Below are 23,620 nucleotides of genomic sequence, written 5' to 3' on the forward strand. Positions count from 1 at the left end.
TCACCCCACCCCCGAAAGCGGGTGGGAACCCGGGGCGCCGCTCTCGATCTCCACACCGCGGCCACACCTCCTTCAGCGGCAGGCCCCCGTCCGTTCACCCGCCGACTCGAACATCGTCGGCATGACGGGTGGCCGGTGACCGAGAGAGACACGTTCCAGACCATCGACGACGTCTTGCTGGAGTACGAGCGCACGGAGGTCATCGCCCCCCTCGAGGGCGACGACGGGCGCACCAGGGAGCGTGCCGCCGGTGCGGGCGGCGCGGGAGGGGCCGAGGGCACTCCCGGCGGGGGTGCGGGCGACGAGGCGCCGCGCCCCCGCTCGCTGGTCTCCCGGCAGGTGCTCTCCGACCGAGTCTTCACGTCGGTCTCGTTCGCGGCCGGCGGCATCACCGTGGCCATCATGCTCGCGGTCGGGCTCTTCCTCTCGATCAGGGCGGGATCGGCGCTGCAGGTGGCGGGCATCTCGTTCCTGTTCGAGCAGGAGTGGTCGCCCGAGACCCAGACCTTCGGCATCGCCGCCGTGCTCTTCGGCACCGTGACCATCGCCGTCATCGCGCTGTGCGTGGGATTCCCGCTGGCCCTCGGCACGGCGCTACTGCTCTCCGAGGTGGTGCGCGGGAGACTGCGCTCGTTCCTCGTGTCGCTGGTCGACCTCATGGCCGCGGTGCCGAGCATCGTGTTCGGCCTCTGGGGCGTGTTCTTCCTGCAGGCCGCCATCATCCCGGTGGCGGAGTGGATCTCGCATTACTTCGGGTGGATCCCGGTGTTCGCCGTCACCGGCGACGACGGCCAGGTGCTCACCGAGGCCAGCGCCTTCACGAGCTCGGCGTTCATCGCGGGGATCGTGGTGGGCTTCATGGTGGTGCCCACGCAGGCCTCGGTGATGCGCGAGGCCTTCTCGCAGGCGCCGATCGGGGAGCGCGAGGGCGCCTTCGCGCTCGGTGCCACCCGCTGGGGCATGATCCGCACCGTCGTGCTGCCGTTCGGCCGCGGCGGCATCATCGGCGGCACGATGCTGGGGCTCGGCCGGGCGCTGGGCGAGACCATCGCGGTCTACATGATCATCTCGCCCCTGTTCGCCATCAACTGGCAGGTGCTGAAGACGGGCACCAACTCCGTCTCAGCGCTGATCGCCCTCCGCTACGGCGAGGCGAGCGAGTTCGGCCTCTCGGCGCTCATGGCCGCCGGCCTCGTGCTCTTCCTCATCACCCTCGTCATCAACTTCACCGCCTCCTCGATCGTCGCCCGCTCCCGCTCGGGCGCCGAGAGCACCTGACCCGGAAGCTCCGCCATGACCACCACCTACGAGCCCGCGGCCGACTTCGACGAGGTCGAGTACGAGGCCGAGTTCGACGGGGTCGCCCCCACGACCATCCCCGACCGCTCCGGGGAGGAGATCGGTCCGCGCCGCACGGTGCGCACCTCGACCCTCGACGAGCGATTCAACGTGCTCGGCGCCCTCGCGGGCGGGCTGGCGATCGCCACGCTGCTGTTCGGCTGGATCGGGCCGCTCACCGGTGTGATCGGCTGGATCGTCGTGGCCTTCCTGGCGTTCATCGGCCTCTACATGCTGCTGGTGTCGCTGCGCAGCGACTTCCAGGAGGTGAAGGACCGCGTCGCCACGGTGCTCATCGTCAGTGCGGGCGTGCTGCTGTTCGGTGCGCTGGTGTTCATCGTCGTCTACACGCTCATCCGCGGCGCCGAGGCCCTGCCGTACCCGAACTTCTTCACCCAGACGATGGAGCTCACGGGGCCGCTCGACCCGCTCTCCTCCGGCGGCATCCTGCACGCGATCGTCGGCACGCTCATCCAGATCGCGATCGCGCTGGCCATCACCATCCCGCTCGGCATCGCCACGGCGGTCTTCCTCAACGAGGTGGGCGGCCGGTTCGCGCGCTTCGTGCGCACCATCGCCGACGCCATGACGGCGCTGCCCTCGATCGTGGCCGGCCTGTTCGTGTACGCCGCGATCATCCAGCTGGTCACCCACCAGCGCTCGGGGTTCGCGGCGGCGCTCGCGATCACGGTGATGATGCTGCCGATCGTCATCCGCGCCTCCGACGTGGTGCTGCGGCTGGTTCCCGCCAACCTGCGCGAGGCCTCCTACGCGCTCGGTACGAGCCGGTGGCGCACGGTGTGGCACGTCGTGCTGCCGACGGCGCGGTCGGGGCTGGTCACCGCCGTGATCCTCGGCACCGCGCGCGGCATCGGCGAGACCTCGCCGGTGCTGCTCACCTCGGGCATCACGGCGGTCATGAACGTCAACCCGTTCTCGGGGCCGATGATCTCGCTGCCGCTGCAGGTGTTCGACTTCGTGCGCTCCCCGGAGCCGAACATGATCGCGCGCGGTTTCGGCACGGCCGCCGTGCTCATCCTGCTCGTGCTCGGGCTGTTCATCGTGGCACGCCTCATCGGCGGCCGCGGGCCAGGCCAGCAGTCCGACCGGCAGCGGCGGGCGGCCAAGGCCGAGTCGATGCGCGACCTGCAGCGCATCACGGTGCTGGGCGACCGCGTCGCGGCGGGCGCCTACCCGCCACGGCCCGCCGCAACCGGCGACTACGCCGAACCCGCCACCCCTCCCACCCGCCCGACCTCCGAACCCGAGGACCAGAAGTGACCCCGACCCTCCGCCTCGTCAGGCTGCTCGCCGCCGCGGTCGCGAGCCTCCTGCTCGCCTCGACCGTCGCCCTGGGTGCGGCCGCCCCCGCCCGGGCCGACACCTACATCCCGATCACCGGCACCGGCTCGACCTGGTCGCAGAACGCCCTCGACCAGTGGCGCAAGAACGTGGCCGCGAACTACGGCATGACCGTCAACTACTCCGGTGTCGGCTCCTCGGCGGGCCGCCGCGACTTCATCGCCCAGACGGTCGACTTCGCCGTCAGCGAGATCCCGTTCCAGGCCGCACCCGAAGACGGCTCCGCACCCGAGCAGCCCACCACCGCCTACGCCTACATGCCGATCGTGGCGGGCGGCACCTCGTTCATGTACAACCTCCAGATCGGTGGCAAGCGGGTCACCAACCTGCGGCTCTCCGGCGAGGTCATCACGAAGATCTTCACCGGCGCGATCACCAACTGGAACGACCCGGCGATCCAGGCCGACAACCCGGGCCTCGCCATGCCAGACAAGGGGATCGTGCCCGTCGTGCGCTCCGACGGTTCGGGCTCGACCGCGCAGTTCACGCTCTGGATGTCGAAGCAGTACCCGGCGCTCTGGAGCGCCTACAACGGAGGGCCCGGACTGACCTCCCAGTACAAGCCGACCGGTGCCATGAAGGCCCAGAACGGCTCGCTCGGTGTCGCCGGCTACGTGGCGCAGGGCTACGGCGAGGGAGCCATCACCTACGTCGAGTACTCCTACGCCAAGAACTCGGGGTTCCCCGTGGCGAAGGTGCTGAACAACTCGGGCTACTACATCGAGCCCAAGGCCACCTCGGTGGCGGTGGCGCTGCTGCAGGCGCAGATCAACCAGGACCCGTCCTCGCCCGACTACCTCACACAGATCCTCGACAACGTCTACAACAGCGGCGACCCCCGCTCGTACCCGCTGTCGAGCTATTCGTACATGATCATCCCCACGGCGACGAACACGGTGTTCACCGCGGAGAAGGGCAACACCCTCGGCACCTTCGCGCGCTACATGCTCTGTGAGGGTCAGCAGCAGGCCGACACCCTCGGTTACTCGCCGCTGCCGATGAACCTCGTCATCGCCGGCTCGGACCAGATCAAGAAGATCCCGGGCGCCGGCTCGACCGGTGTCGACGTCAACTCCTGCAACAACCCGACCTTCAGCCCGGGTGACGGCCCCGAGAGCAACGCGCTCGCGAAGACCGCGCCCCAGCCGGCCCCGTGCGACAAGCAGGGCCCGGACCAGTGCGTGACCGGCACGGGTGGTGCCGCCGAGACGCCGACCGACACCACGGGCACCGGCAACGGCGGCAGTTCGGCGGACGCGGGCAGTGCGGGCTCAGGGGGAGGCGGCACGGGCGCGGCGGCCTCCGGTGCCGCGGCGCAAGCAGCCTCGAGCGGTGGTGCCGCGAGCTACGACGAGAACGGGGCCCTCATCTCGGGCGGCTCCGGGACGGTGGTCGCGGGCGGGGCGGTGTCCAGCCCGTTCACGCTCCCCGACCCGGGCATGGGGCCGCAGCAGTGGCTCATGGTGGCGGCCGGAGTGCTGCTGCTGGCCGCCGTGATCGTGCCGCCCCTGGCCTCCCGTCGCCTGAAACGGGGTGGCAGGAGCTGACCTGACCCCTGTTCGCGGGTCACCCTAGGCCTCCCGCCCCTGGCCGACAACTCCGCGGGAAGTCTCCTTCCCACACCGTTCATCCGCCCGTCACCGAGCGCGCCGAAGCTGGCGACGTTCCCACCGAATCCTCTGGATTCCTGCTTGGAGTTTGCCGTGTCCCGACATGCCCGCCACCGCCGTCACCCGCGGCGCTCGTGGTTGGTCTCCCTCACCTCCGGTGTCGTCACCGGTGTCGTGGTGGGTGCCATCGCCGTCGTCACCGGGGTGCCCGGAGCGAGTACTCCGGCTCAGGCCGACCCGACAACGCCCACCTCGGGCTCGTCGATCACGGTGTCGGCGAACCAGCAGGACAAGGATCTCGACAACGCCCCCATGCCCGATCTGTCGGTGACGGTGTCGCAGACGAAGGACCTGCTCGCCCAGGGCATCAAGATCACCTGGACCGGTGGCCTGAAGTCGGACATCCCCACCAACGCCACCGGCGGCGCCGACTTCCTCCAGATCGCCCAGTGCTGGGGAGCCGACGACGACGACGAACCCGATCGCACGAAGTGCCAGTACGGGGGCTTCGGCACCCCGGGCGCCTACCGGTACTCGACCACCACGAACCCCGACGACGTGGCGGAGCAGGACGAGGAGTTCACGGCCTACAGCGACAGCCCGTTCAACCCCACCTTCACGGGCATCCCATTCCAGTCGGCCACCGGCGACTGGGTGCGATCGGTCGAGGACGGCGAGCGCATCCCGGACGTCGACCCCGCGGTGAACCAGTTCTTCACGAAGTTCAACACCAACGAGGTGGCCTGGGCCGGCTCCAGCACCGACGGCACCGGCTCGGCGACGTTCGAGGTGCAGACGGCCACCGAGTCGCCCGGGCTCGGATGCGGGACCCCCGTCAACCAGGTCACCGGAGGGGTGAAGGGCAGCTCGTGCTGGCTCGTCATCATCCCCCGCGGCACGAACGACGTGGGGCAGCAGTTCGTCGTGAACTCGGGGCTCTCGTGGGATGCGTGGAAGCACCGCATCGCGGTGAAGCTGGAGTTCCAGCCGATCGGCGTGCGCTGCACCATCGGGGCCGCCGAGCGGCAGCTGGCCGGCAGCGAGCTCGTGAGCGACGCCGTGCGCTCCTGGCAGCCCGAGCTCTGCGGTGCCGAGGACGGCGCGGCCTACTCGCTCATCGGCCAGACCGAGTCGGATGCGCTGCTGGCGGCCAACGGCACCACGGCCGCACCCATGGCGCTCACGACCCGCGCGCTGAAGGCCCCTGACATCGTCGACCGGCTGAGCTACGCCCCGGTCGCGCTCACCGGTCTCGCGATCTCGTTCGCGGTCGATCGCCAGCCGAGCGCGGCAGAGGGCGTGCCGCAGGAGGTGACGGATGCGGCCAGGCTGCCGTTCACCGAGCTGAAGCTCACTCCGCGGCTGATCGCCAAGCTGCTCACCAACTCCTACGTCGACTCCCTGCCGCCGGGAGCCGACCGATCGGGAATCGGCTACGTCGACCAGACCTCGCCCGGGCACAACGCCCGCAACCTCACCTCCGATCCCGAGTTCCTCGAGATCAACGACCCGGAATGGGCGTACCAGGCGATCACGGCGCCCTCGGTCGCCGACCTCCTCACCCCCCTCGGCCGACTCGACGGCGCGTGGGTGCTGTGGAACTACGTGATCTCCGACGCCGAGGCGCTGGCCTTCCTCTCCGGCGAAGCGGATGAGTGGGGCATGATCGTGAACCCCTGGAGCTCCACCACGCCGAGCGAGGGCAACGGCGGGATCGCCGCGAGCTACCCCCTCGACCAGTTCCCGCGCGCCGATCCGATCGAGCAGCCGGCCGTGGAAGGACCGGACGGCGCAGCCGCGGTGAACCTCGTGACCTGGCGCCCCTACACGAACAACCTCGACCAGTCGGCGAACCTCACCCTCCGCGGCGACGGCCTCATCCTCGGTGGCTGGGACATCACGGCCACCCCGCCCAAGTACGGCAAGGCCGCCCGGCAGGTGCCCGGTCAGCAGTCGGTGCTCGGTCTCACCGACACCTCGGCCGCGGCCAAGTACCAGGTCTACACGGCGGCTCTCCTCAATCCGGCGGGGGAGTACGTCGCACCGGACTCGGGCTCACTGCTGGCGGCCGCGTCGGCGATGGTCGCCGATCCGGCGCAGCCGCAGGTGGTGGGGTACGACCCCACCTCGACCGAGGCCGCCGAGGCCCCGGGCGCGTATCCCCTCGCCATGCCGGTGTACGCCGCCGTGAACCCGCAGATGAAGGATGCCAACGACGGCCTCGCCGACGATCGCGGTGCCGGTGAGCTGCGCGGTGACTACGCCTCGTTCATCGCGTTCGCGGTCTCGTCGGGGCAGGTCCCCGGCACCGGCACCGGACAGCTGCCCGACGGGTACGCCCCGCTGCCGCAGGCCTGGCGCGACCAGGCGGTGGCGGCGGCGGAGACGATCGCGGCCGGGCCGGTCGCCACCCCCGCCCCCACGACCACCCCGAGATCGACCACCACCACGACGCCGCCGCGCACCACCGGAGCCCTTCCGCCCGCCGTGGTCGCTCCGGCGGCCGCCGCGCCGCAGAACCCGGCCGCCACCGGGCAGGCGGCCGGATCGCTCGTCGGCGCCGCGACGCCCGTCGACGCGAACATCAGCGCCGTGTCGGGCGCCGTGCCGATCGCCCTCCTCGCCGGACTGCTCGCGGCTCTCGCCGCCGCCGTCCTGCCCCGCGTCAGAAGGCGACTCTGATGCCCCACGCACTTGGAACCCACGCTCACACCCCGCAAGGACCCGCGTGCCAAGCGAAGGCCGTCGCACCCGCGGCGGGCCGGTCACATCCCTTGAAAGGAATCATCACGTGAAGATGAAGAAGGTCGTGGCGCTCGGCGCCGCACTGGGCGTCGCCGTCGCGGGTCTCGCGCTCGCGGCCCCCGCGAACGCCGACCCGATCTCGAACAGCTACGTGCTGGTCGGCTCGGACACCCTCGACGCCGCGTCGAACGCTCTCGCGAACGGCACCAACGTGGGTGGCTCGACCATTCGCGTCACCGCGAACGGCAGCACCATCGGCTCGTTCGATGCCTTCGGCAGCAGCACCATCCAGGCCAAGCCGAACGGTCCGTACTTCGGCCGCCCGTCCGGTTCGGGCGATGGCGTGAAGGCGCTCTCGCGCTCGATCGACGGCGCCGCGTGGGTGAAGAACGGCGTCACCGCCACCATCACCGGCCAGGTCGACATCGCCCGCTCGTCGTCGGGTCCTGGCTCCAACGCCAACCCGTCCGGCCCCCTCCTGTACGTGCCGTTCGGCCGCGACGCGGTGTCGTACGCGTACAAGTTCGGCTCGGGCGTCACCTCGGTCTCCGGCATCGAAGACCTCACCGCCACCGAGCTCACCCAGATCTACAACGGCACCCTCACCAGCATCGGCGGCGTGACGGTGGCTCCGAAGCTCCCGCAGACCGGCTCCGGCACCCGCAACTTCTGGGTCGGCGCCCTCGGCGTGGGCCAGAGCCCCGCCGGTGTGCCCGACGCCGCCACCACGACGCTGCAGGAGAACAACGCAGCGGCCCTGACCCCGGCGGCGAACACCGTCGCGATCATCCCCTTCTCGGCCGCCGCGTGGGTCGCGCAGTCGAACAACGTCGCCCCGAACACCATCACCGGCACCAACGTGCTGCTCGGCGCGATCGGCGGCAACGCCGCCTACACCGGGTCGGGCACCTCGCTCGTTCCGAACACGGCGTTCTACAACAGCGCGACCTTCGGCCGCGACACCTACATGGTCGTCGAGAACGCCCGCGTCACCACCGGCAACGCGAAGTACGACGCCGGCCTCGCCTCGCTCGTCGACTCGACGAACCTGAAGAGCCTCACCAACTTCGGTGCCAGCCCTGCCTCGGCCGGTGCGGCGAAGAAGAAGTTCGGCTTCCTCGCGCCGAGCGTCACCACCACCCAGCGCGCCAACCTCCAGTAGTCCCGCACTCACCACAGAATCCGAAAGGCAACAATGTTCAAGAAGACTGCCGCCCGCGTGCTCGCGGCCGGTGTGGTGGCCGCCGCGCTCGTCGCGACGTCCGCCGTCGCGGCCAGCGCCGCCACCCCCGCCGGCACGGCCGGCCCGTTCTACCTGATCGACTCGGCCGACGGCACCGCGATCGCCCCCGGCACGACCATCGACTGGGAGTTCGACGTGTCGGGCAACCCCACCGAGTCGAACGAGGCGTTCGACCAGGTGTTCACCGGCCCCTCCGACGCGACCGGCGTCATCCCGTTCATCACCACCCGTGGCACCGAGCTCACCCCGGGTTCGTACTCGGCCAAGGCCTTCGGTGACTTCTCCGACCCGGTCGCCAAGACCGTTCTCATGTCGCCGGCGAAGCTCTCGAGCTTCACCGAGGGCATGCTCGGCGCCAACGGCGTGCGCGCCGCGGGTGGCGAGTACAGCCTCGGCTTCGCGTTCGTGAAGGACAACGGCGTGAGCGTGGCCTCCGACGCGGTGTACTTCACGTACATCTCCGTCACCGCGGGCACCGGCGCGTGGACCTTCGAGACCCCGAGTGGCACCGACCCGGAGCCCGAGCCCGGCGAGAACGAGTTCGAGATCGACCTCAACGCCACCACGATGAACGCACCGCAGGGCGACCTCAGCCTCATCGCGCCGGCGTCGACGACCGCGACCATCGGCTCCCCGACCCTGGTCGACGGGCTGTCGACCTCGACCGGCAAGCTCGGTCAGTTCACCGTGAGCGACGAGCGCTACCAGTCCCACGAGGGCTGGACGCTCACCACCTCGGTGACGGACTTCACCAAGAGCGACGACCCGACCAAGGTCATCCAGGCCACGCAGCTGGCGATCGCTCCGGAGTTCGTGGGCACGCCCAACGCGAACGTCACCCTCGCCGCCGCGCACGCGGCGTCGTCCGCCCCCGCGGGCGTGCTGTTCGCCCAGTCCAACAACACCGAGGCGGCCGGTGACGTCACCCTCGACGCCGGTCTCACCTTCGTCGCGCCCGGCAGCATGCCGGCCGGCACCTACACCTCGAAGATGACCGTCACGCTCGCTTCGAAGTAGTGCACCACCCCGAGGGGGCCGTGGGAGACCGCGGCCCCCTCGCCGGGGTGACCGTGCCACCTTCCGTGGTCGCGCGTTCACCCCTCCTTCATCTCTTCGCCGCTGCTAGGCCAACTCCTCCTGGATGAATCAACTGTGCTTCTCACATCAGTCTCGGGCGCCGCTCTCCGGCGCGGACTCTCGGCCCTCCTCGCCGCTCTGACGCTCGCCGCAGGACTCTCCGTCGCGACAGCTCCGCTGCCGGCCCGCGCCGACGAGACCAACGGCATCTCGGGATCGCCCTCCGACGAGAACGGCGGCGACGGCCGGAGCCGGTTCGACTACACCGTGCAGCCGGGCCAGCAGCTCGACGACCACTACGTGGTGCGGAACACCGGCACGACCGCCCAGGTCATGAAGGTGTACGCGACGGATGCGTACAACACCGAAGACGGCGCCTACGGCCTGCTCGAGACCGGCGTCGCCCCCGCCGATGCCGGTGCCTGGGTGAGCTTCGGGGGAGCGGCCTCCGTCGACATCCCGCTCGACCCGGGCGCCAGCCAGGTGGTGCCCTTCACGATCGCGGTGCCCGCCGACGCCGCACCCGGAGACCACGCGGCGGGCGTGGTGATCTCCACCACGAGCGTCGAGAGTCAGATCCTCGTCGACCGGCGCGTCGCCACCAGGCTCTACGTGCGGGTGCCCGGTGAGCTGCAACCCGCGCTCACGATCTCGAGCATCGCGGCGGACTACGACGGTCGGTTCAATCCGCTCGACGGCCAGGTGAGCATCACCTTCACGGTGCAGAACTCCGGCAACGTCGCGCTCGGCGCGAACATCGTCGCGGGCGTCAACACCTACCTGGGGATCGGCGCGGGCGAGACCAGCCGGCAAGAGCTCGCCGAGATGCTGCCCGGCAGCACGCGCACCATCACGATGGTGGTGAACGGCATCGGTCAGCTGGGTTACCTCAACCCCTACGTCTCGCTCGCGCCGACCGTCGACGAGAACGCGATGAACCCGGGTCCGCTCGACACGGTGAATCGCGACACGATCGCCTTCGCGGTGCCATGGCTCCTGCTGGCGCTGTTCGTGCTCGCTCTCGGGGTGTTCCTGTTCGTGCGGATCCGACGCGCGCGCGACGAGAAGACCGCCCGTGAGTGGATCGCCTATACCGAGGCCGAGGCGCGCCGCAAGGCGCGTGAGGACGAGGAGCGGCGGCCGGCGGTCTCGAGCGAGTCGCGGTGAGCAGGCTCCGCCGGCTCGCCGCCGGTCTCGGCTCCCTCGCACTGATCGCCGGGGTGGCCGGTGCCCTGGGCGCCGGGTCTGCGGCGGCCGCCGCTGAGTCGACACCTGACCCCGCGGGCGTCAACCTCGAGGTGACGGTCGTCCCCGGGAACGGTTCGGCCCCGGCGAGCCCGTCGCCGACCACCGCCCCGCCCGCGTCCTCGACCACCACGACGATCGGTGGAGTGACCGTCGTGAGCGGACCGGTCTCGTCGCCTGTGCTCGAAGACGACGAGTACAGCCTGGGCGGCATCCTGTACGTCAGCGGACTGCGCACCGAGTACCACCCGGCGCTCGACCCGCTGCAGGGCGACCTGGTTCTGCGGTTCACCGTGCGCAACGTCTCGGGGTCGGTGATCGACAGCACCGCGCGGTTCTGGGTGACCGGCCCGTTCGGCGGCGAGCTGAGCTCGGCCGAGGAGGTGCCGGTCAGCGGGCTGAAGCCCGACGAGAAGGTGGTGGTCGCCACCACACTCCCCGGCGTCGGTCAATGGCTTTTCGGCACCGCCCACTACACCCTCACCCCTCCGGCCGAGGTCGAGGGGGTCGCGCTCGAACCACTCACCCGCGACACGATCGTGTTCCTGCCTCCGTGGTTCCTGCTCGGGGTGGCGGCGCTCTGCGGTGTCGGGTACGTCTTCGTGAGAGTCGTCCGTGCACGGTATCCGCGTGCCGAGGTGTCCGCTCCGGCCGGACAGGGTTCCCCCGCGTGACCGCCGTGATCGACGAGTCGCCACCCGGCCGCCCCGCGAAGCCGCCGAGGGCGACCAAACCGCCGCGCATGCCCCGGCGCATGCCGCGGTCGATGATGCCGCTGGCACCCCTCAGCCCGGCACAGGTGCTCGCCCAGAGCAGCCTCGCCCTGGTGGCCGCCCTCGTCTTCGCCTTCGTGCTCAACCTCATGGTGCTCAGTCACCTCCAGCACCTCGTCTCACAGCAGCAGCTCGTCGACACCTTCCGGGCCCAGCTCTCGGCCGGCACCGCCCCCGTCAGCGAGGGCGCCTTCGACGACACCCTGCTGCCCGACGGGGCTCCGGTCGCTCTGATCGAGATCCCGTCGATCGGCGTGAGCGAGGTCGTGGTCGAGGGCACGACCAGCGGCGAGCTGAAGGCCGGGCCCGGTCATCGCCGCGACACCGTGCTTCCCGGACAGGCGGGGGTGAGCGTCGTCATGGCCAGGGCGGCGTCGTACGGGGGACCGTTCAGTCGCATCCAGGAGCTCGCCCCCGGCGACGCCTTCTCGGTGCTCACCGGGCAGGGGGTGCAGGAGTTCGAGGTGATCGGCGTGCGCTACGCCGGCGACCCCGCACCGCCGAGCCCGATCGCGGGTGAGAGCAGGCTGATCCTCGAGACGGCGCGCGGGCCCGCGTACATCCCGACCGGTGTCGCCCGAGTCGACGCGATGCTCGTCTCCGACACGCAGCCCTCCGGGCAGCGGCAGAGCTCCTTCCGCACCCTCCCGCCCCAGGCGATGGAGCTCGCGACCGACACGAGCACCGTCTGGGCGCTGGTGTTCGCGCTGCAGTTCTTCGTGGTGGCCGAGCTCGCGGCGGTGTGGGCCTACCGCCGCATCGGCGCGCAGAAGATGTGGGTGGTGTTCGTGCCCGTCATGCTGCTGGCCGGGGTGCTCGTGGCCGATCAGATCACCCGCCTGCTGCCGAACCTGCTCTGACTCCACCCGACCGAACGGACCATCCCCCATGACCGATCCCGCCACCGCAGACGACGTCACCACCGTCCTCCCGCCGCTCAGCCGCCGTGAGCAGCGCCGAATCATGAAGGGCGCGGCGACGATGCCCACGGGCGCGGTCGCGGTCGTGCCCGCCCCGGCGAACCCCGCGCCCGTCAGCACCTTCGACCGCGCCATCCTGCCCGAGCCCGTCCCGGCCGCCCCGCTCGCCGAACTCGACGCCCGCGGCATCTCGGCCTGGTTCGGTGACCACCAGGTTCTCGACCGGGTCTCGCTCACCATGCCCGCGGGCGTCATCACCTCGCTCATCGGGCCGTCGGGATGCGGGAAGTCGACGTTCCTGCGCATCCTGAACCGGATGCACGAGCTGATCCCCTCGGCGAGCCTGGCCGGCGAGGTGCTCATCGACGGAGTGGACGTCTACGACCCCGCCCGCAAGCTCGTCGACGCCCGCAAGAGCATCGGGATGGTGTTCCAGAAGCCGAACCCGTTCCCCGCCATGTCGATCTACGACAACGTGCTCGCCGGCCTCAAGCTCACCGGCACGCGCGCCGACCGCGATCGCAAGGACTACCTCGTCGAGACCTGCCTCACCAAGGCGGGACTCTGGAAGGAGGTGCGCGACCGGCTGCGCGCGCCGGGCGGCGGCCTCTCGGGCGGTCAGCAGCAGCGACTGTGCATCGCCCGGTCGCTCGCGGTCACGCCACGGGTGCTGCTCATGGACGAGCCCTGCTCGGCCCTGGACCCCACCTCCACGCGGGTGATCGAGGAGACCATGCTCGAGCTCGTGAACGACGTCACCATCGTCATCGTGACGCACAACATGCAGCAGGCGCAGCGGGTGTCGACGCAGTGCGCGTTCTTCCTGGCCTCGCAGGGGCAGCCAGGGCACATCGTCGAGCACGGCTCCACCGAGGCGATGTTCACCAGCCCGATCGACCAGCGCACCTACGACTACGTCAACGGGGTCTTCGGCTGAGCTCGAGCCATCGCAACGCCGTGTCCGATTCCCGCTAGAAGCGCGGCGGTGGCCGTGTGAGACTTCAGGCATGGACTTCGACGAGCGCTACCGCGTGATCCACTCGCGCGACCGCCGCTTCGACGGCCAGTTCATCACCGCGGTGCGCTCCACCGGCATCTACTGCCGGCCGAGCTGCCCCGCCCGCACCCCCAAACCCTCCAACGTCACGTTCTACGAAACCAGCGCAGCGGCACACGAGGCGGGCTACCGTGCGTGCAAACGGTGCCTGCCCGAGGCGGTGCCCGGAACGCCCGCGTGGAACCTGCGCGACGACCTCGCCGGGCGCGCCATGCGGCTCATCGCCGACGGATGCGTGGAGCGCGAGGGGGTCGTCGGGCTCGCCTCCCGGCTGGGCTATTCGAGCCGGCATCTCACCCGGGTGCTCACCGAGGAGCTCGGGGCGGGACCCTTGGCGCTCGCCCGCGCGCATCGCGCGCAGACCGCACGCACGCTGCTCACCTCGACCGCGCTGCCGATGGCCGACGTGGCGTTCGCGGCCGGCTTCACGAGCATCCGGCAGTTCAACGACACGATCGGCGAGGTGTTCCAGCTCACCCCCACCGAGCTGCGGGCACGCCAGTCGCGTGGCGCCGCGGCTCCCGGTGCGCTCGAGCTCGCCCTGCCCTACCGGGAGCCCTTCGACGCGGCGGGGGTGTTCGCCTGGCTCGCCGCGCGGGTGATCCCCGGGGTGGAAACCGCGACCGCGGACTCCTACTCGCGCACGCTCGCCCTGCCCGGCGGGCCGGCCTGGTTCGGGGTCCGTGACGGGGGAGGGCGCCTCTCTCTCACGGCGCACGTGTCGGCGCTCGGTGACCTCGGGGCGCTGGTGGCACGGGTTCGCCGCCTGTTCGATCTCGACGCTGACCCGGTGGCGGTCGACGAGGCACTCCAGGCAGCGGCACGGGATGCGGGTGCCGGGGGAGTCGCGGCGGCGGTGTCGGCGCGGCCGGGCATCCGGCTGCCGGGTGCGGTCGATCCGCACGAGATGCTGTTCCGCGCCCTCATCGGGCAGCAGATCTCGGTGGCCGGTGCGCGCACGCTGCTCGGCCGGCTCGCGGCGGCGGCCGGATCGGAGGTGCCGACGGGTCTGCTCGGTGCCGACTCCGGCGACGGCGATTCCCGGCTCCTGCTCTTTCCCACCGCCGCGCAGCTCGCGGAGCGCGCCGGCGAGGTGCTCACGGGCCCGCGCGCACGGATCGCGACCGTAGTCGACGTGGCCGAGCGGCTCGCCTCGGGCGAGCTCGACCTCGGCCCCGGCGACGACGCCGCTGACCAGCACCGACGGCTCACCGCCCTGCGCGGCATCGGCGACTGGACCGCCGGTTACGTCGCGATGCGCGTTCTCGGCGCACCCGACGTGCTGCTCACCGGCGACGTCGCCCTCCGCGCCGGTGCCCGAGCGCTCGGTGCTCCGGATGCGCCCCGCCCGCTCGCCGACTGGGCCGCTCCCTTCGCGCCGTGGCGCAGCTACCTCTCGCTCCACCTCTGGCGCGCCGCCGCCACCCCGACCACTGCCCCCGTTCTCAGCAAGGAGACCTCATGACGACCCCCGTCCCCGGCGCAGCGCGCGTCCAGTTCATCGACACGTCCGACGGTGCGTTCGGCATCATCGCCGACGCCGACGACCGGGTGCTCGCCTCCGGCTGGACCGACGATCCCGCCGCCCTCCTCGCCCGCCTCGCGCCCGGCATCCGGCCCGCCTCCTTGGAGCCGGGTCGCACCCGGGCGGCGGAGGCTGCGCTGGCCTACTACGACGGCGACGTCACGGCCATCGACGGGGTGGAGGTGCGGCAGTCGGGCGGCGAGTTCCACACCCTCGGATGGGCAGCGCTCCGCACGATCGAGCCGGGGCACCCGCTGAGCTACCAGGAGTTCGCGGCGCTCCTCGGCCGGCCCACCGCCGTGCGGGCGGCCGCCAGCGCCTGCGCCCGCAACGCGCCCGCGCTCTTCGTGCCGTGCCACCGCGTGCTCCGCACCGACGGCACCCTCGGCGGCTTCGCCTGGGGCACCGACGTCAAGCGCTCCCTGCTCGCCCGGGAGTCGGCCGCCCGCTAACGCTGCTCAGTCGGCGAGCAGCTCGCGCACGCGGGGAATGACCTGGGTGCCGTAGAGCTCGATGCTCGTGAGGAGCTCGGGATGCGCGAGCATGCCGTTGCCGTACTTGAGGTCGAAGCGGTCGGCGCCCAGTGTGCGCACGGTGGACGCGATCTTCTGCGCGACCGTCTCCGGCGAGCCCACGTACAGCGAGCCGTGAGGGCCCGTCTCCTGCTCGAAGTGCGCGCGCCCCATCGGAGACCAGCCGCGCTCACGGCCGATGCGCGTCATCTGGCGCTGGTAGTGCGGCCACAGCTGCTCTTTGGCCAGCTCGTCGGTGGCCGCGATGTGGCCGGGCGAGTGAACGCCCACGGGCTGCAGCGGGAGCTCGAACTGCTCGAGCGCTCGCCGGTACAGGTCGGCGAACGGGGCGAACCGTGCCGGGTCGCCCCCGATAACCGCGAGCATCAGCGAGAACCCGTACCGCGCCGCGCGCACCACCGACTCGGGGCTGCCGCCCACGCCGACCCAGGTCTTCAGCAGCCCGTTCTCGACCGGCGGGTAGACGCTCTGCCCCTGGAGCGCCGGCCTCGTCGTGCCCTCCCAGGTCACCGGCAGCTGCTGCCGAACGGCCGCGAACAGGTCGAGCTTCTCTTCGAAGAGCTGCTCGTAGTCGCTGAGGTTGAACCCGAACAGCGGGAACGACTCCGTGAACGACCCGCGCCCGAGAATGACCTCGGCCCGGCCGTTCGAGAGCGCGTCGAGGGTAGAGAAGCGCTGGAAGACCCGCACCGGGTCGTCGGAGCTCAGCACCGTCACCGCAGAACCGAGGCGGATGCGCGTGGTGCGCGCCGCGATCGCCGCAAGCACCACCTCGGGCGCGGTGACGGCGAAGTCGTCGCGGTGGTGCTCGCCGATGCCGAGGAAGTCGATGCCCACCTGGTCGGCGAGCTCACCCTGGGCCACGAGGTTGCGCAGCACCTGGGCCTGGGGGAGCGGGCTGCCGTCGACGGCGGCGGTGACGTCGCCGAAGGTGTCGAGTCCGAACTCGGGGTGGGGCGCGCTGTGTTCGGCCATGGTGGGGTGTGCCTCGTGCTCTCTGGATCGATGCGAACGTATGAACCCGTCAACCCGGGGCCGTCGACCAGTATTCCAAGCTGGGTGCGCGCCGTGATCCTCGTCGGAGGTGTGCCGTCACGGCGATGATGGAAGGGTGAACCTGCCACCCGCCATCCGCGATTTCGTCGAGGCCACCAACGACGGCGACCGAGACCGCTTCCTCGCCGCCTTCACCGCGGATGCGGTGCTCGACGACTGGGGGCGCGGATACACAGGCTACGACGGGATCGCCGCGTGGAACGACAGCGACAACATGGGTGTGGACAGCCGCATCGAGGTCACGTCTGTGGAGGAGAAGAACGGGGTGGTGCTCGTGGGTGTCCAGGTCACCGGCCACGGGTACAACGGCGGAGGCACCATGGCGTTCACCCTCGCCGACGGGCTCATCTCACGCCTCGACATCACCGGCTGACCCGCGCGCGGTCCACGCATCCGACCCGCGCATCCGGAGCCCCGGATCTGGAAGACTGAGACACACGCACCCCAGCGCGACGACGGGAGAGACCATGGCCGGAACGATCCTGGTGGGCTACGACGGATCGCCCTCCGCCGCGGTCGCACTCGACTGGGCGCTGCGCCGCGCCGAGGCCACCGGGCTGGCCGTCGACGTGCTCTTCGTCGCCGACACCTCGTGGGACTCCGAGGCGTTCACGGCCACCCCGCTGCTCGAGAAGAAGGGCGAGGTGGTGCTCGCCACCGCCGCGTTCCACGCCGATTCCAAGGCGCCTCACGTGCAGGTGAGCTCGCGCGTGCTGCCGGGTAATCCCGTGCACGTGCTGTGCGAGCAGGCCGAGGCGACCGGTGCCGAGCTGCTCGTGGTGGGCAGCTACCGCAAAGACCTCTACGAGCGACTCACCACGAGCGCCGTGAGCGTGCGCGTCGCGGCCGCCGCGAAGGTGACGGTCGCGGTCATCCCCGACCTGCCTCCGGCGCACCGCAGCGGCGTCGTCGTGGGCGTCGACGGCTCCGACGCCTCGGCGGCCCTGCTCGACGCCGCCATGGCCGAGGCCGCACGGCTCGGCGAACCCGTCTCGGTGGTCACCGCGTGGACCCTGCCGCCGCTCACCCAGCCCGACTTCACCCCCGACTCCGAGCTCTACGACGCGCTGGAGGAACGTGCGCGCGACGTGGTGGCGGATGCGGTGAGCCAGGTGCGAGACCGCCGCGCCGCCGATGCCGCCCCCGGTTCCGGACCCGACCCCGTCATCACCACCAGCGTCGTGCTCGACGCCCCGGCGCCCGCGCTCATCACGGCCGCCTCGGAGGCGGCGCTGCTCGTCATCGGCAGTCACGGTCGTCGCGGCCTCAGCCGCTTCCTGCTCGGATCGGTGAGCCATGACGTGCTCATCCACGCCCCGTGCCCCCTTCTCGTGCTGCGGGTCGGCGACCGCCGCTGATCGCAGGCACCCGCTCCGCACATCCCCCGCACAGCCCGTTCGAAGCGGGCACCTCGGCGCGCCGGGTATCGTGAAGCGGGTGTCCGAGAGCCCGCCCGCCGCCACGCCCTACGAGGTGCTCGGCGTCGACCCGAAGGCCGACGACGCCGAGCTGCGCAAGGCGTACCGCCGTCTGCTGCGCGAGACGCACCCCGACACCGGCGGAGACGCCGTCCGCTTCGACCGCGTGCAGCGCGCGTGGGAGCGCGTCGGCACCCCGGCCGACCGCGCCGCCTACGACCGCGGCCAGGGTTCGCGGGGCGTCACGGGGGAGCAGAGCTCATCGCACTCCGCGGGTGCCTCGGGCAGCGCGTCGACCCCCGGGAGCGGCTTCGGCCCCGCTACCGGATCCTTCCGCACGGCAGGTCGTGCTGCGAGCTCGACCGTGCGTGCCCGCAGCTACGGTCACCCCGGCGGGCAGGAGCGCGAGCGCTACCTGGCGCTGCTGCGCGAGTGGGTCGGCCGCGGGGTCGAGATCGCCGACCCCTACGATGCCGCGCTGGTGCGGTCGGCGCCCCGCGAGATCCGGGCCTGGCTGGCGAAAGCCCTCGCCGAGGAGGCGACCGCGGGCATCGTCGGTGCGCTCGGCATCGGCTACACCATCTGGAACAACGTGCTCACCGGGCGCATCGTCGACGGCGTGCCCGAGACCATCGACCACGTGGTGCTCGGCCCGGCCGGACTGTTCGCGGTGCAGTCGGAGGACTGGGGCTCCGAGGTGCGCCTCAAGCGCGACGAGCTCGTCGGGGAGAGCCTCACCAAGGGCTACGAGCCGCTGCACGAACTCTCCCGGGCGGCGAAGGCTCTCGCGCGCTCGTTGGGTGTGCGGTTCACGGGGCTCGTGATCGTGGTTCCGGATGCCGATCTGCCCGACGCGGCGCAGCTCGTCGAGCGGGGGCGCCTCGCCGGGTCGGTGGTGGTGCGCCGCTCGGTGCTGCCCCAGCTGCTCCGTGACGGCGTCGGGCGCTCCGACCGCGCGAGCATCGACCGCGCCTTCGAGCTGCGGCCCCTGCTGCAGCGCGGCATCCGACTGGCCTGAGCGGCACAAGCCCCCGACCGGGTCATCGCGCTGAGCCGGCCCGTTCGATAGGGTGCACGGGTGAGCCGACGTCGCCGCCCCGCCACCGCCTTCCCCGTGTCCGTGCCCGCGGTCGCCGCGGCACTCCTCGCCGCATCCGTGCTCTGCATCGGCCCCGCCGCCGCGGCCTCCGCAGCTGTCGTGCCCGCCGCCACGGCGCCGGGCGACCTCGCGGGCGTCGACTACGTCGCGCTCGGCGACTCCTACTCCGCCGGCTACGGTCTCGTGCCCTACAGCTTCACCACCCCGGCCGACGGATGCTTCCAGGCCGAGGCCAACTACCCCCACCAGGTCGCGGCGACCCTCGGACTCGACCTCACCGACGTCACCTGCAGCGGCGCCGTCACGGCGAACATCATCGACACGCCCCAGGTCACCATCACCGGCGCGGGCACGGCGGCCCCGCAGTCGACGGCGCTCAGCGCCGACACCGACCTCGTCACGGTGTCGATCGGCGGCAACGACCTGGGTTTCGCCGACGTCGCCGCCTACTGCGTGGCGCTCAGCGCCGACGGCCCCGTCATCGGCAACCCGGCGTTCAAGAACTGCCGCGAGTACTTCAACCCCTCCGAGGGTGTCGACCAGCTCGTCTACAAGCTGCAGAACACGGTCGAGCCGGCCCTCGCGGCCGCCTTCGCCGACATCCGCAGCAAGGCGCCGAACGCCGAGGTGGTCGTGGTGGGGTACCCCACCATCGCGCCCGACGTCGAGAACGTGCCGGAAGGCGGATGCTTCACGCCGGCGGTCACCGACGAGCCGCCGTATCCCGAGAACGCGTTCCCCTTCACCGACGTCGACACGGAGTACCTCCACGGGGTCGAGGCGAAACTCGACCACGCCATCGGATCCGCAGCGTCGACGGCCGGCTTCCACTACGTGTCGACACTGCCGCTCACCGAGTCGAACAGCGCCTGCCAGACCGACGGGTCGGCCTACGTCAACGGCGTGACGCTCCTGCTCGCCACCCCCGAGCATCCGCACCCGGGCGGAACGCCCACGCCCGACCCGTTCCTCTTCGTGAAGTACGGCGCGCTGCACCCCAACGCCGCCGGCGTCGCCTCCCTCGCAGAGCAGGTGACCGCGACCGTCGAAGACGTGCTCGCCGCCGACCCGACCGACCCCGACCCCACCCCGACTCCCACGGCCACGCCCGCCCCCACGGCCACCGCGACGCCCGAACCCACCGCCACCTCCACCCCCGCACCGGCGCTCGCGGCCACCGGCGCGACCCCCGCCCCCCTCCTCGCAGGGCTCGCCGCATTGCTCGCCGCGGTCGCCGGCGCATCCGCCCTGGCGCTCACCCTCCGCCGCCGCCCCCACTGAACCGCCCTGTCACCGCTGAAGCGTCGGAATTGGATAAAAACCGCACATAGTCGAGTGTCTTGTGCGAGGATTCTATCCATGAAGGAGTTGGCTGAGTCGCTTCCGTCGACGTTCACGACGGCAACCTCGCGCGCGTACGGGGTGCATCCGCGTGACCTGTACGGCTGGCGCGACGCGGGGATGATCATCGAGCTCTCACGCGGGGTCTTCCGCCGAGCAGACGCACCACCGGCGTCACATCCCGACATGATCGCTGTATCGCACCGATCACCTCGGGCCATCGTGTGCTGCGTCTCGGCAGCGGCGGTCCACGATCTGACCGATGAGATGACGCCCTTCGTGCAGATCGCCGTGCCCAATCGCTCCCACACTCCTGTGATCGCTTACCCGCCTGTGATGGTGTTCCGCTTCGACGAGGCCACGTTCGATCTCGGATTGACCTCCTTCGAGGCTGGTCCGGGAGAACCCGTCCGCGTTTATGATCCGGCGAGGACCGTGGTGGATCTGATGAGGTTCCGTGGTCGCTTCGGAGAACCGATCGCCCACGCCGCGCTCCACCGATATCTGGCAGCGGCCGGCGCGCGTCCAGCGCTGTTGCTGGAATATGCGGAGGTGCTGGGGGCATTCGGACCGATGCGCGCTGCCCTCGACGTCGCGAGTGCACGATGAGTCGGCCCAGGCGAGACAGTGCCGCAGGGCGCGCATATCTCGACCTGCAGAATCGTGCTCGCCGCGAAAGGCGTGGCACGCAGGAAGTGCTCACGATGTACGTCGTCGAGCGGTGGCTCTCTCGCATGTCGCGCTCGCCTTACGTGGAGGACTTCATTCTGAAGGGTGGGATGCTGCTGGCTTCGTTCGGTACTCGCCGTCCCACGGTCGACGCCGATGCACTCGCACGCAACATGCCTTCTGACGAGGAGGCTGTAGGCCGCCGCATTGCCGAGATCGCGACGATGGAGGATGCGGACGACGGAGTGGAGTTCCTGACCGACACGCTGGCGACCGCAGTGATTCGCGATGACGCGCTGTATTCGGGCGTCCGGGTGACGATGACTGCTCAGCTTGCAACCGCGCAGGTCAAACTGCGTCTGGATATCAACTTCGGCGACCCGGTCACACCGTCCCCGCGACTTGTCGAACTGCCGCCGCTGCGGCCGGGCTCACCTCCGATCGTCATTCTTGGATACCCGATTGAGACCGTGTTCGCCGAGAAACTCGTCACGGCGATCGAGCTGGGGCGCGCGAACACCCGTGTGCGAGACTTCGTCGATGTCTACCTCCTCACCGACACGCGGCCCGTGCAATGCGGGTCTCTGCGTAGTGCACTTCAGGCGACAGCCGATTTTCGGGGAACGAGGTTGACTCCGTTCTCGCGGGCGACCGACGGGATCGGAGAGCTCAGAGACTCGACCTACGCCGCCTATCGAAAAGGACTCGGTGAGGTGGGGGCGACGCTGCCGGAGAAGTTCTCCGACGCAGTTGCTGCCGTCACCGATTTCGTCGACCCCGTGCTCGACGTGCTGGACTCCACAGCCGTGTGGAACCCTGTTGATCGGGTGTGGAGCAGCGCATCCGGTACCACCTCCGACGCAGGAGGAATCAGGGCGTAGCAGCCCGGGCACCTTGCGCACGGGGGCGTCGAGGGGGTCAAATGGGCCAACGTCTATCGAAGGAGATAGCTCATGGCCCGTTCGACCCTGCCCGACATCGAGATCCCCGGCCAGACCCTCTACGAGCTGCTCTTCGGCGAGCTCGACGATGCCGACCTCGATCGGGTCGCCCTCATCGACGGCCCGTCCGGCGACGAGACCACGTATCGCGCCCTGATCGCCCAGATCGACTCCCTCGCCGGAGCCCTCGCCGCGCGGGGGCTCGCGGTGGGTGACAGGGTCGGCATCCTCTGTCCGAACATCCCGGCCTTCGCCACGGTGTTCCACGGCGTGCTGCGGGCCGGCGGCACGGCGACCACCGTCAACACGCTCTACACCCGCGACGAGATCGCCGCTCAGCTGAGCGGCGCGGGTGCCTCGTGGCTGTTCACCATCTCGCCGCTGCTACCCCAGGCCGAGGCCGCCGCGGCCGACGCCGGCATCCCCGCCGACCGCCTGGTGGTGATCGACGGCGCTCCCGGTCATCCGTCGCTCCGCGACCTGCTCTTCGACCGGGCGGCCCCGCCCGAGGTGGACTTCGACCCCGCCACGCACCTCGCCGTGCTGCCCTACTCCTCGGGCACGACCGGCCACCCGAAGGGCGTCATGCTCACGCACCGCAATCTCGTGGCGAACGTGCTGCAGTGCGAGCAGATCATCCCGCTCGAGCGCGACGACCGCGTGCTCGCGGTGCTGCCGTTCTTCCACATCTACGGCATGTCGGTGCTGCTCGACTTCGCCCTGCTGAAGCGCGCCGCCCTGGTGACGATGCCGCGCTTCGATCTGGCCGACTTCCTCGGCACCGTCGCCACCCAGCGCTGCACCTGGCTCTTCATCGCCCCGCCCATCGCGGTCGCCCTGGCGAAGCATCCGCTCGTCGCCGAGAGCGACCTGTCGAGCGTGAAGGTGGTGTTCTCGGGCGCAGCACCCCTCGACCGCGCACTGGCGACGGCGGTCGCCGAGCGACTCGGATGCACGGTGTGCCAGGGCTACGGCATGACCGAGACCAGCCCGGTCACCCACGTCATCCCGGTGGGGCGCGACGACGTCGACCGCTCGTCGATCGGCTTCGCCCTGCCGAACACGGAGTGCCGCGTGGTCGATCCGGAGTCGGGCCGCGACGTGAAGGTTCCCCGCCGGGGCCGCGGGCCGAGCGCGCCGGGCGAGCTCCTCATCCGCGGGCCTCAGGTGATGAGCGGGTACCTTCACGACGATGAGGCGACCGCGCGCACCATCGAACCCGACGGCTGGCTGCACACCGGCGACATCGCCACGGTCGACTCCGCGGGCGTCTACACGATCGTGGACCGCCTGAAGGAACTCATCAAGTACAAGGGCTACCAGGTCGCCCCGGCGGTGCTGGAGGCGGTTCTGCTCGCGCATCCGCTCATCGCCGACGCCGCCGTGATCGGCGTGCCCGACGACGACGGGCAGGAGGTGCCGAAGGCGTTCGTGGTGCGCCGGGCCCAGGATGCGGGCACCACCGGCACCGGGCTCGACGAGGAGTCCGTGATGGCGTGGGTCGCCGAGCGGGTGGCCCCGCACGAGAAGGTGCGTCTGGTGGAGTTCGTGGACCTCATCCCGAAGTCGAGCTCGGGCAAGATCCTCCGCAAAGACCTGCGCGCCCGCCGCGGGAGGCACGCCGCGCTCGTATGAGCGGGTGCCGGCTGGCGGTGAGGGCCGGGCGGT

At 70.8% G+C, this 23,620-nt stretch carries 20 protein-coding genes; 19 read left to right on the forward strand and 1 reads right to left on the reverse strand.

Annotation, left to right across the window (positions count from 1 at the left end; translation table 11 throughout):
• The first annotated feature begins 135 nt into the window (after positions 1-135).
• The 12 genes from pstC (at position 136) to N1031_RS00725 (ending at position 15,347) form a co-directional block, all read left to right on the forward strand.
• The gene (pstC, locus tag N1031_RS00670) at positions 136-1,278 is read left to right on the forward strand and encodes a phosphate ABC transporter permease subunit PstC (RefSeq protein WP_259477658.1); all 1,143 of its coding nucleotides are present in this window, start codon (positions 136-138) and stop codon (positions 1,276-1,278) included.
• A 15-nt stretch (positions 1,279-1,293) separates the two neighbouring features.
• Positions 1,294-2,619, forward strand: a complete 1,326-nt coding sequence (gene pstA / locus N1031_RS00675) for a phosphate ABC transporter permease PstA (protein WP_259477659.1) — start codon at positions 1,294-1,296, stop codon at positions 2,617-2,619.
• On the forward strand, positions 2,616-4,247 hold the full coding sequence (gene pstS, locus N1031_RS00680; RefSeq protein WP_259477660.1) for a phosphate ABC transporter substrate-binding protein PstS: 1,632 nt from the start codon (positions 2,616-2,618) through the stop codon (positions 4,245-4,247). The genes pstA and pstS overlap by 4 nt, the downstream gene beginning before the upstream one ends.
• A 156-nt stretch (positions 4,248-4,403) precedes the next feature.
• A complete protein-coding gene (locus N1031_RS00685; RefSeq protein WP_259477661.1) occupies positions 4,404-6,992 on the forward strand; it encodes a hypothetical protein in 2,589 nt (862 codons plus the stop codon).
• Between the two features lie 109 nt (positions 6,993-7,101).
• A complete protein-coding gene (locus N1031_RS00690) occupies positions 7,102-8,217 on the forward strand; it encodes a hypothetical protein (protein ID WP_259477662.1) in 1,116 nt (371 codons plus the stop codon).
• A gap of 33 nt (positions 8,218-8,250) precedes the next feature.
• Positions 8,251-9,315: a hypothetical protein gene (locus tag N1031_RS00695; protein WP_259477663.1), complete on the forward strand. Its 1,065-nt coding sequence runs from the start codon at positions 8,251-8,253 to the stop codon at positions 9,313-9,315.
• 135 nt (positions 9,316-9,450) lie between these two features.
• Positions 9,451-10,542 (forward strand): COG1470 family protein, encoded by a 1,092-nt coding sequence (locus tag N1031_RS00700; protein ID WP_259477664.1) that lies wholly within the window; start codon positions 9,451-9,453, stop codon positions 10,540-10,542.
• Positions 10,539-11,294, forward strand: coding sequence for a hypothetical protein (locus tag N1031_RS00705; RefSeq protein WP_259477665.1), 756 nt, complete (start codon positions 10,539-10,541; stop codon positions 11,292-11,294). Before N1031_RS00700 ends, N1031_RS00705 begins: the two co-directional genes overlap by 4 nt.
• Positions 11,291-12,253, forward strand: coding sequence for a sortase (locus tag N1031_RS00710; RefSeq protein WP_259477666.1), 963 nt, complete (start codon positions 11,291-11,293; stop codon positions 12,251-12,253). The genes N1031_RS00705 and N1031_RS00710 overlap by 4 nt, the downstream gene beginning before the upstream one ends.
• A gap of 28 nt (positions 12,254-12,281) precedes the next feature.
• Positions 12,282-13,250 (forward strand): phosphate ABC transporter ATP-binding protein, encoded by a 969-nt coding sequence (locus tag N1031_RS00715; RefSeq protein WP_259477667.1) that lies wholly within the window; start codon positions 12,282-12,284, stop codon positions 13,248-13,250.
• A 70-nt stretch (positions 13,251-13,320) separates the two neighbouring features.
• Positions 13,321-14,835: an AlkA N-terminal domain-containing protein gene (locus N1031_RS00720; protein WP_259477668.1), complete on the forward strand. Its 1,515-nt coding sequence runs from the start codon at positions 13,321-13,323 to the stop codon at positions 14,833-14,835.
• Positions 14,832-15,347, forward strand: coding sequence for a methylated-DNA--[protein]-cysteine S-methyltransferase (locus N1031_RS00725; protein WP_259477669.1), 516 nt, complete (start codon positions 14,832-14,834; stop codon positions 15,345-15,347). Before N1031_RS00720 ends, N1031_RS00725 begins: the two co-directional genes overlap by 4 nt.
• Positions 15,348-15,353: 6 nt before the next feature.
• Here the strand turns inward: N1031_RS00725 and N1031_RS00730 are convergent, their stop codons facing one another.
• Positions 15,354-16,403, reverse strand: coding sequence for an LLM class flavin-dependent oxidoreductase (locus N1031_RS00730; protein WP_259477670.1), 1,050 nt, complete (start codon positions 16,401-16,403; stop codon positions 15,354-15,356).
• A 136-nt stretch (positions 16,404-16,539) separates the two neighbouring features.
• On the opposite strand from N1031_RS00730, the gene N1031_RS00735 reads away from it, so the two are divergent.
• From N1031_RS00735 to N1031_RS00765, 7 genes are all read left to right on the forward strand, one after another.
• Positions 16,540-16,857, forward strand: a complete 318-nt coding sequence (locus N1031_RS00735) for a nuclear transport factor 2 family protein (protein ID WP_259477671.1) — start codon at positions 16,540-16,542, stop codon at positions 16,855-16,857.
• 94 nt (positions 16,858-16,951) lie between these two features.
• On the forward strand, positions 16,952-17,842 hold the full coding sequence (locus N1031_RS00740; protein WP_259477672.1) for a universal stress protein: 891 nt from the start codon (positions 16,952-16,954) through the stop codon (positions 17,840-17,842).
• 79 nt (positions 17,843-17,921) lie between these two features.
• The gene (locus N1031_RS00745; RefSeq protein ID WP_259477673.1) at positions 17,922-18,920 is read left to right on the forward strand and encodes a DnaJ domain-containing protein; all 999 of its coding nucleotides are present in this window, start codon (positions 17,922-17,924) and stop codon (positions 18,918-18,920) included.
• 60 nt (positions 18,921-18,980) lie between these two features.
• Positions 18,981-20,282: an SGNH/GDSL hydrolase family protein gene (locus N1031_RS00750; protein ID WP_259477674.1), complete on the forward strand. Its 1,302-nt coding sequence runs from the start codon at positions 18,981-18,983 to the stop codon at positions 20,280-20,282.
• A 78-nt stretch (positions 20,283-20,360) separates the two neighbouring features.
• On the forward strand, positions 20,361-20,951 hold the full coding sequence (locus tag N1031_RS00755) for a type IV toxin-antitoxin system AbiEi family antitoxin domain-containing protein (RefSeq protein ID WP_259477675.1): 591 nt from the start codon (positions 20,361-20,363) through the stop codon (positions 20,949-20,951).
• A gap of 95 nt (positions 20,952-21,046) precedes the next feature.
• Positions 21,047-21,892: a nucleotidyl transferase AbiEii/AbiGii toxin family protein gene (locus N1031_RS00760; RefSeq protein WP_259477676.1), complete on the forward strand. Its 846-nt coding sequence runs from the start codon at positions 21,047-21,049 to the stop codon at positions 21,890-21,892.
• Positions 21,893-21,964: 72 nt separating this feature from the next.
• Complete coding sequence (locus N1031_RS00765; RefSeq protein ID WP_259477677.1) at positions 21,965-23,587, forward strand: AMP-binding protein; 1,623 nt, start codon at positions 21,965-21,967, stop codon at positions 23,585-23,587.
• The last annotated feature ends 33 nt before the right edge of the window (positions 23,588-23,620 follow it).

It is taken from the genome of Herbiconiux moechotypicola (assembly GCF_024979255.1).
Taxonomy (GTDB): Bacteria; Actinomycetota; Actinomycetes; order Actinomycetales; family Microbacteriaceae; genus Herbiconiux; species Herbiconiux moechotypicola.

Bases quoted from the DNA above. Each gene is read 5' to 3' on its own strand.
- pstA (WP_259477659.1), top strand. From the start codon at position 1,294: ATGACCACCACCTACGAGCCCGCGGCCGACTTCGACGAGGTCGAGTAC.
- N1031_RS00695 (WP_259477663.1), top strand. From the start codon at position 8,251: ATGTTCAAGAAGACTGCCGCCCGCGTGCTCGCGGCCGGTGTGGTGGCC.
- N1031_RS00715 (WP_259477667.1), top strand. From the start codon at position 12,282: ATGACCGATCCCGCCACCGCAGACGACGTCACCACCGTCCTCCCGCCG.
- N1031_RS00720 (WP_259477668.1), top strand. From the start codon at position 13,321: ATGGACTTCGACGAGCGCTACCGCGTGATCCACTCGCGCGACCGCCGC.
- N1031_RS00725 (WP_259477669.1), top strand. From the start codon at position 14,832: ATGACGACCCCCGTCCCCGGCGCAGCGCGCGTCCAGTTCATCGACACG.
- N1031_RS00730 (WP_259477670.1), bottom strand. From the start codon at position 16,403: ATGGCCGAACACAGCGCGCCCCACCCCGAGTTCGGACTCGACACCTTC.
- N1031_RS00740 (WP_259477672.1), top strand. From the start codon at position 16,952: ATGGCCGGAACGATCCTGGTGGGCTACGACGGATCGCCCTCCGCCGCG.
- N1031_RS00755 (WP_259477675.1), top strand. From the start codon at position 20,361: ATGAAGGAGTTGGCTGAGTCGCTTCCGTCGACGTTCACGACGGCAACC.
- N1031_RS00760 (WP_259477676.1), top strand. From the start codon at position 21,047: ATGTACGTCGTCGAGCGGTGGCTCTCTCGCATGTCGCGCTCGCCTTAC.
- N1031_RS00765 (WP_259477677.1), top strand. From the start codon at position 21,965: ATGGCCCGTTCGACCCTGCCCGACATCGAGATCCCCGGCCAGACCCTC.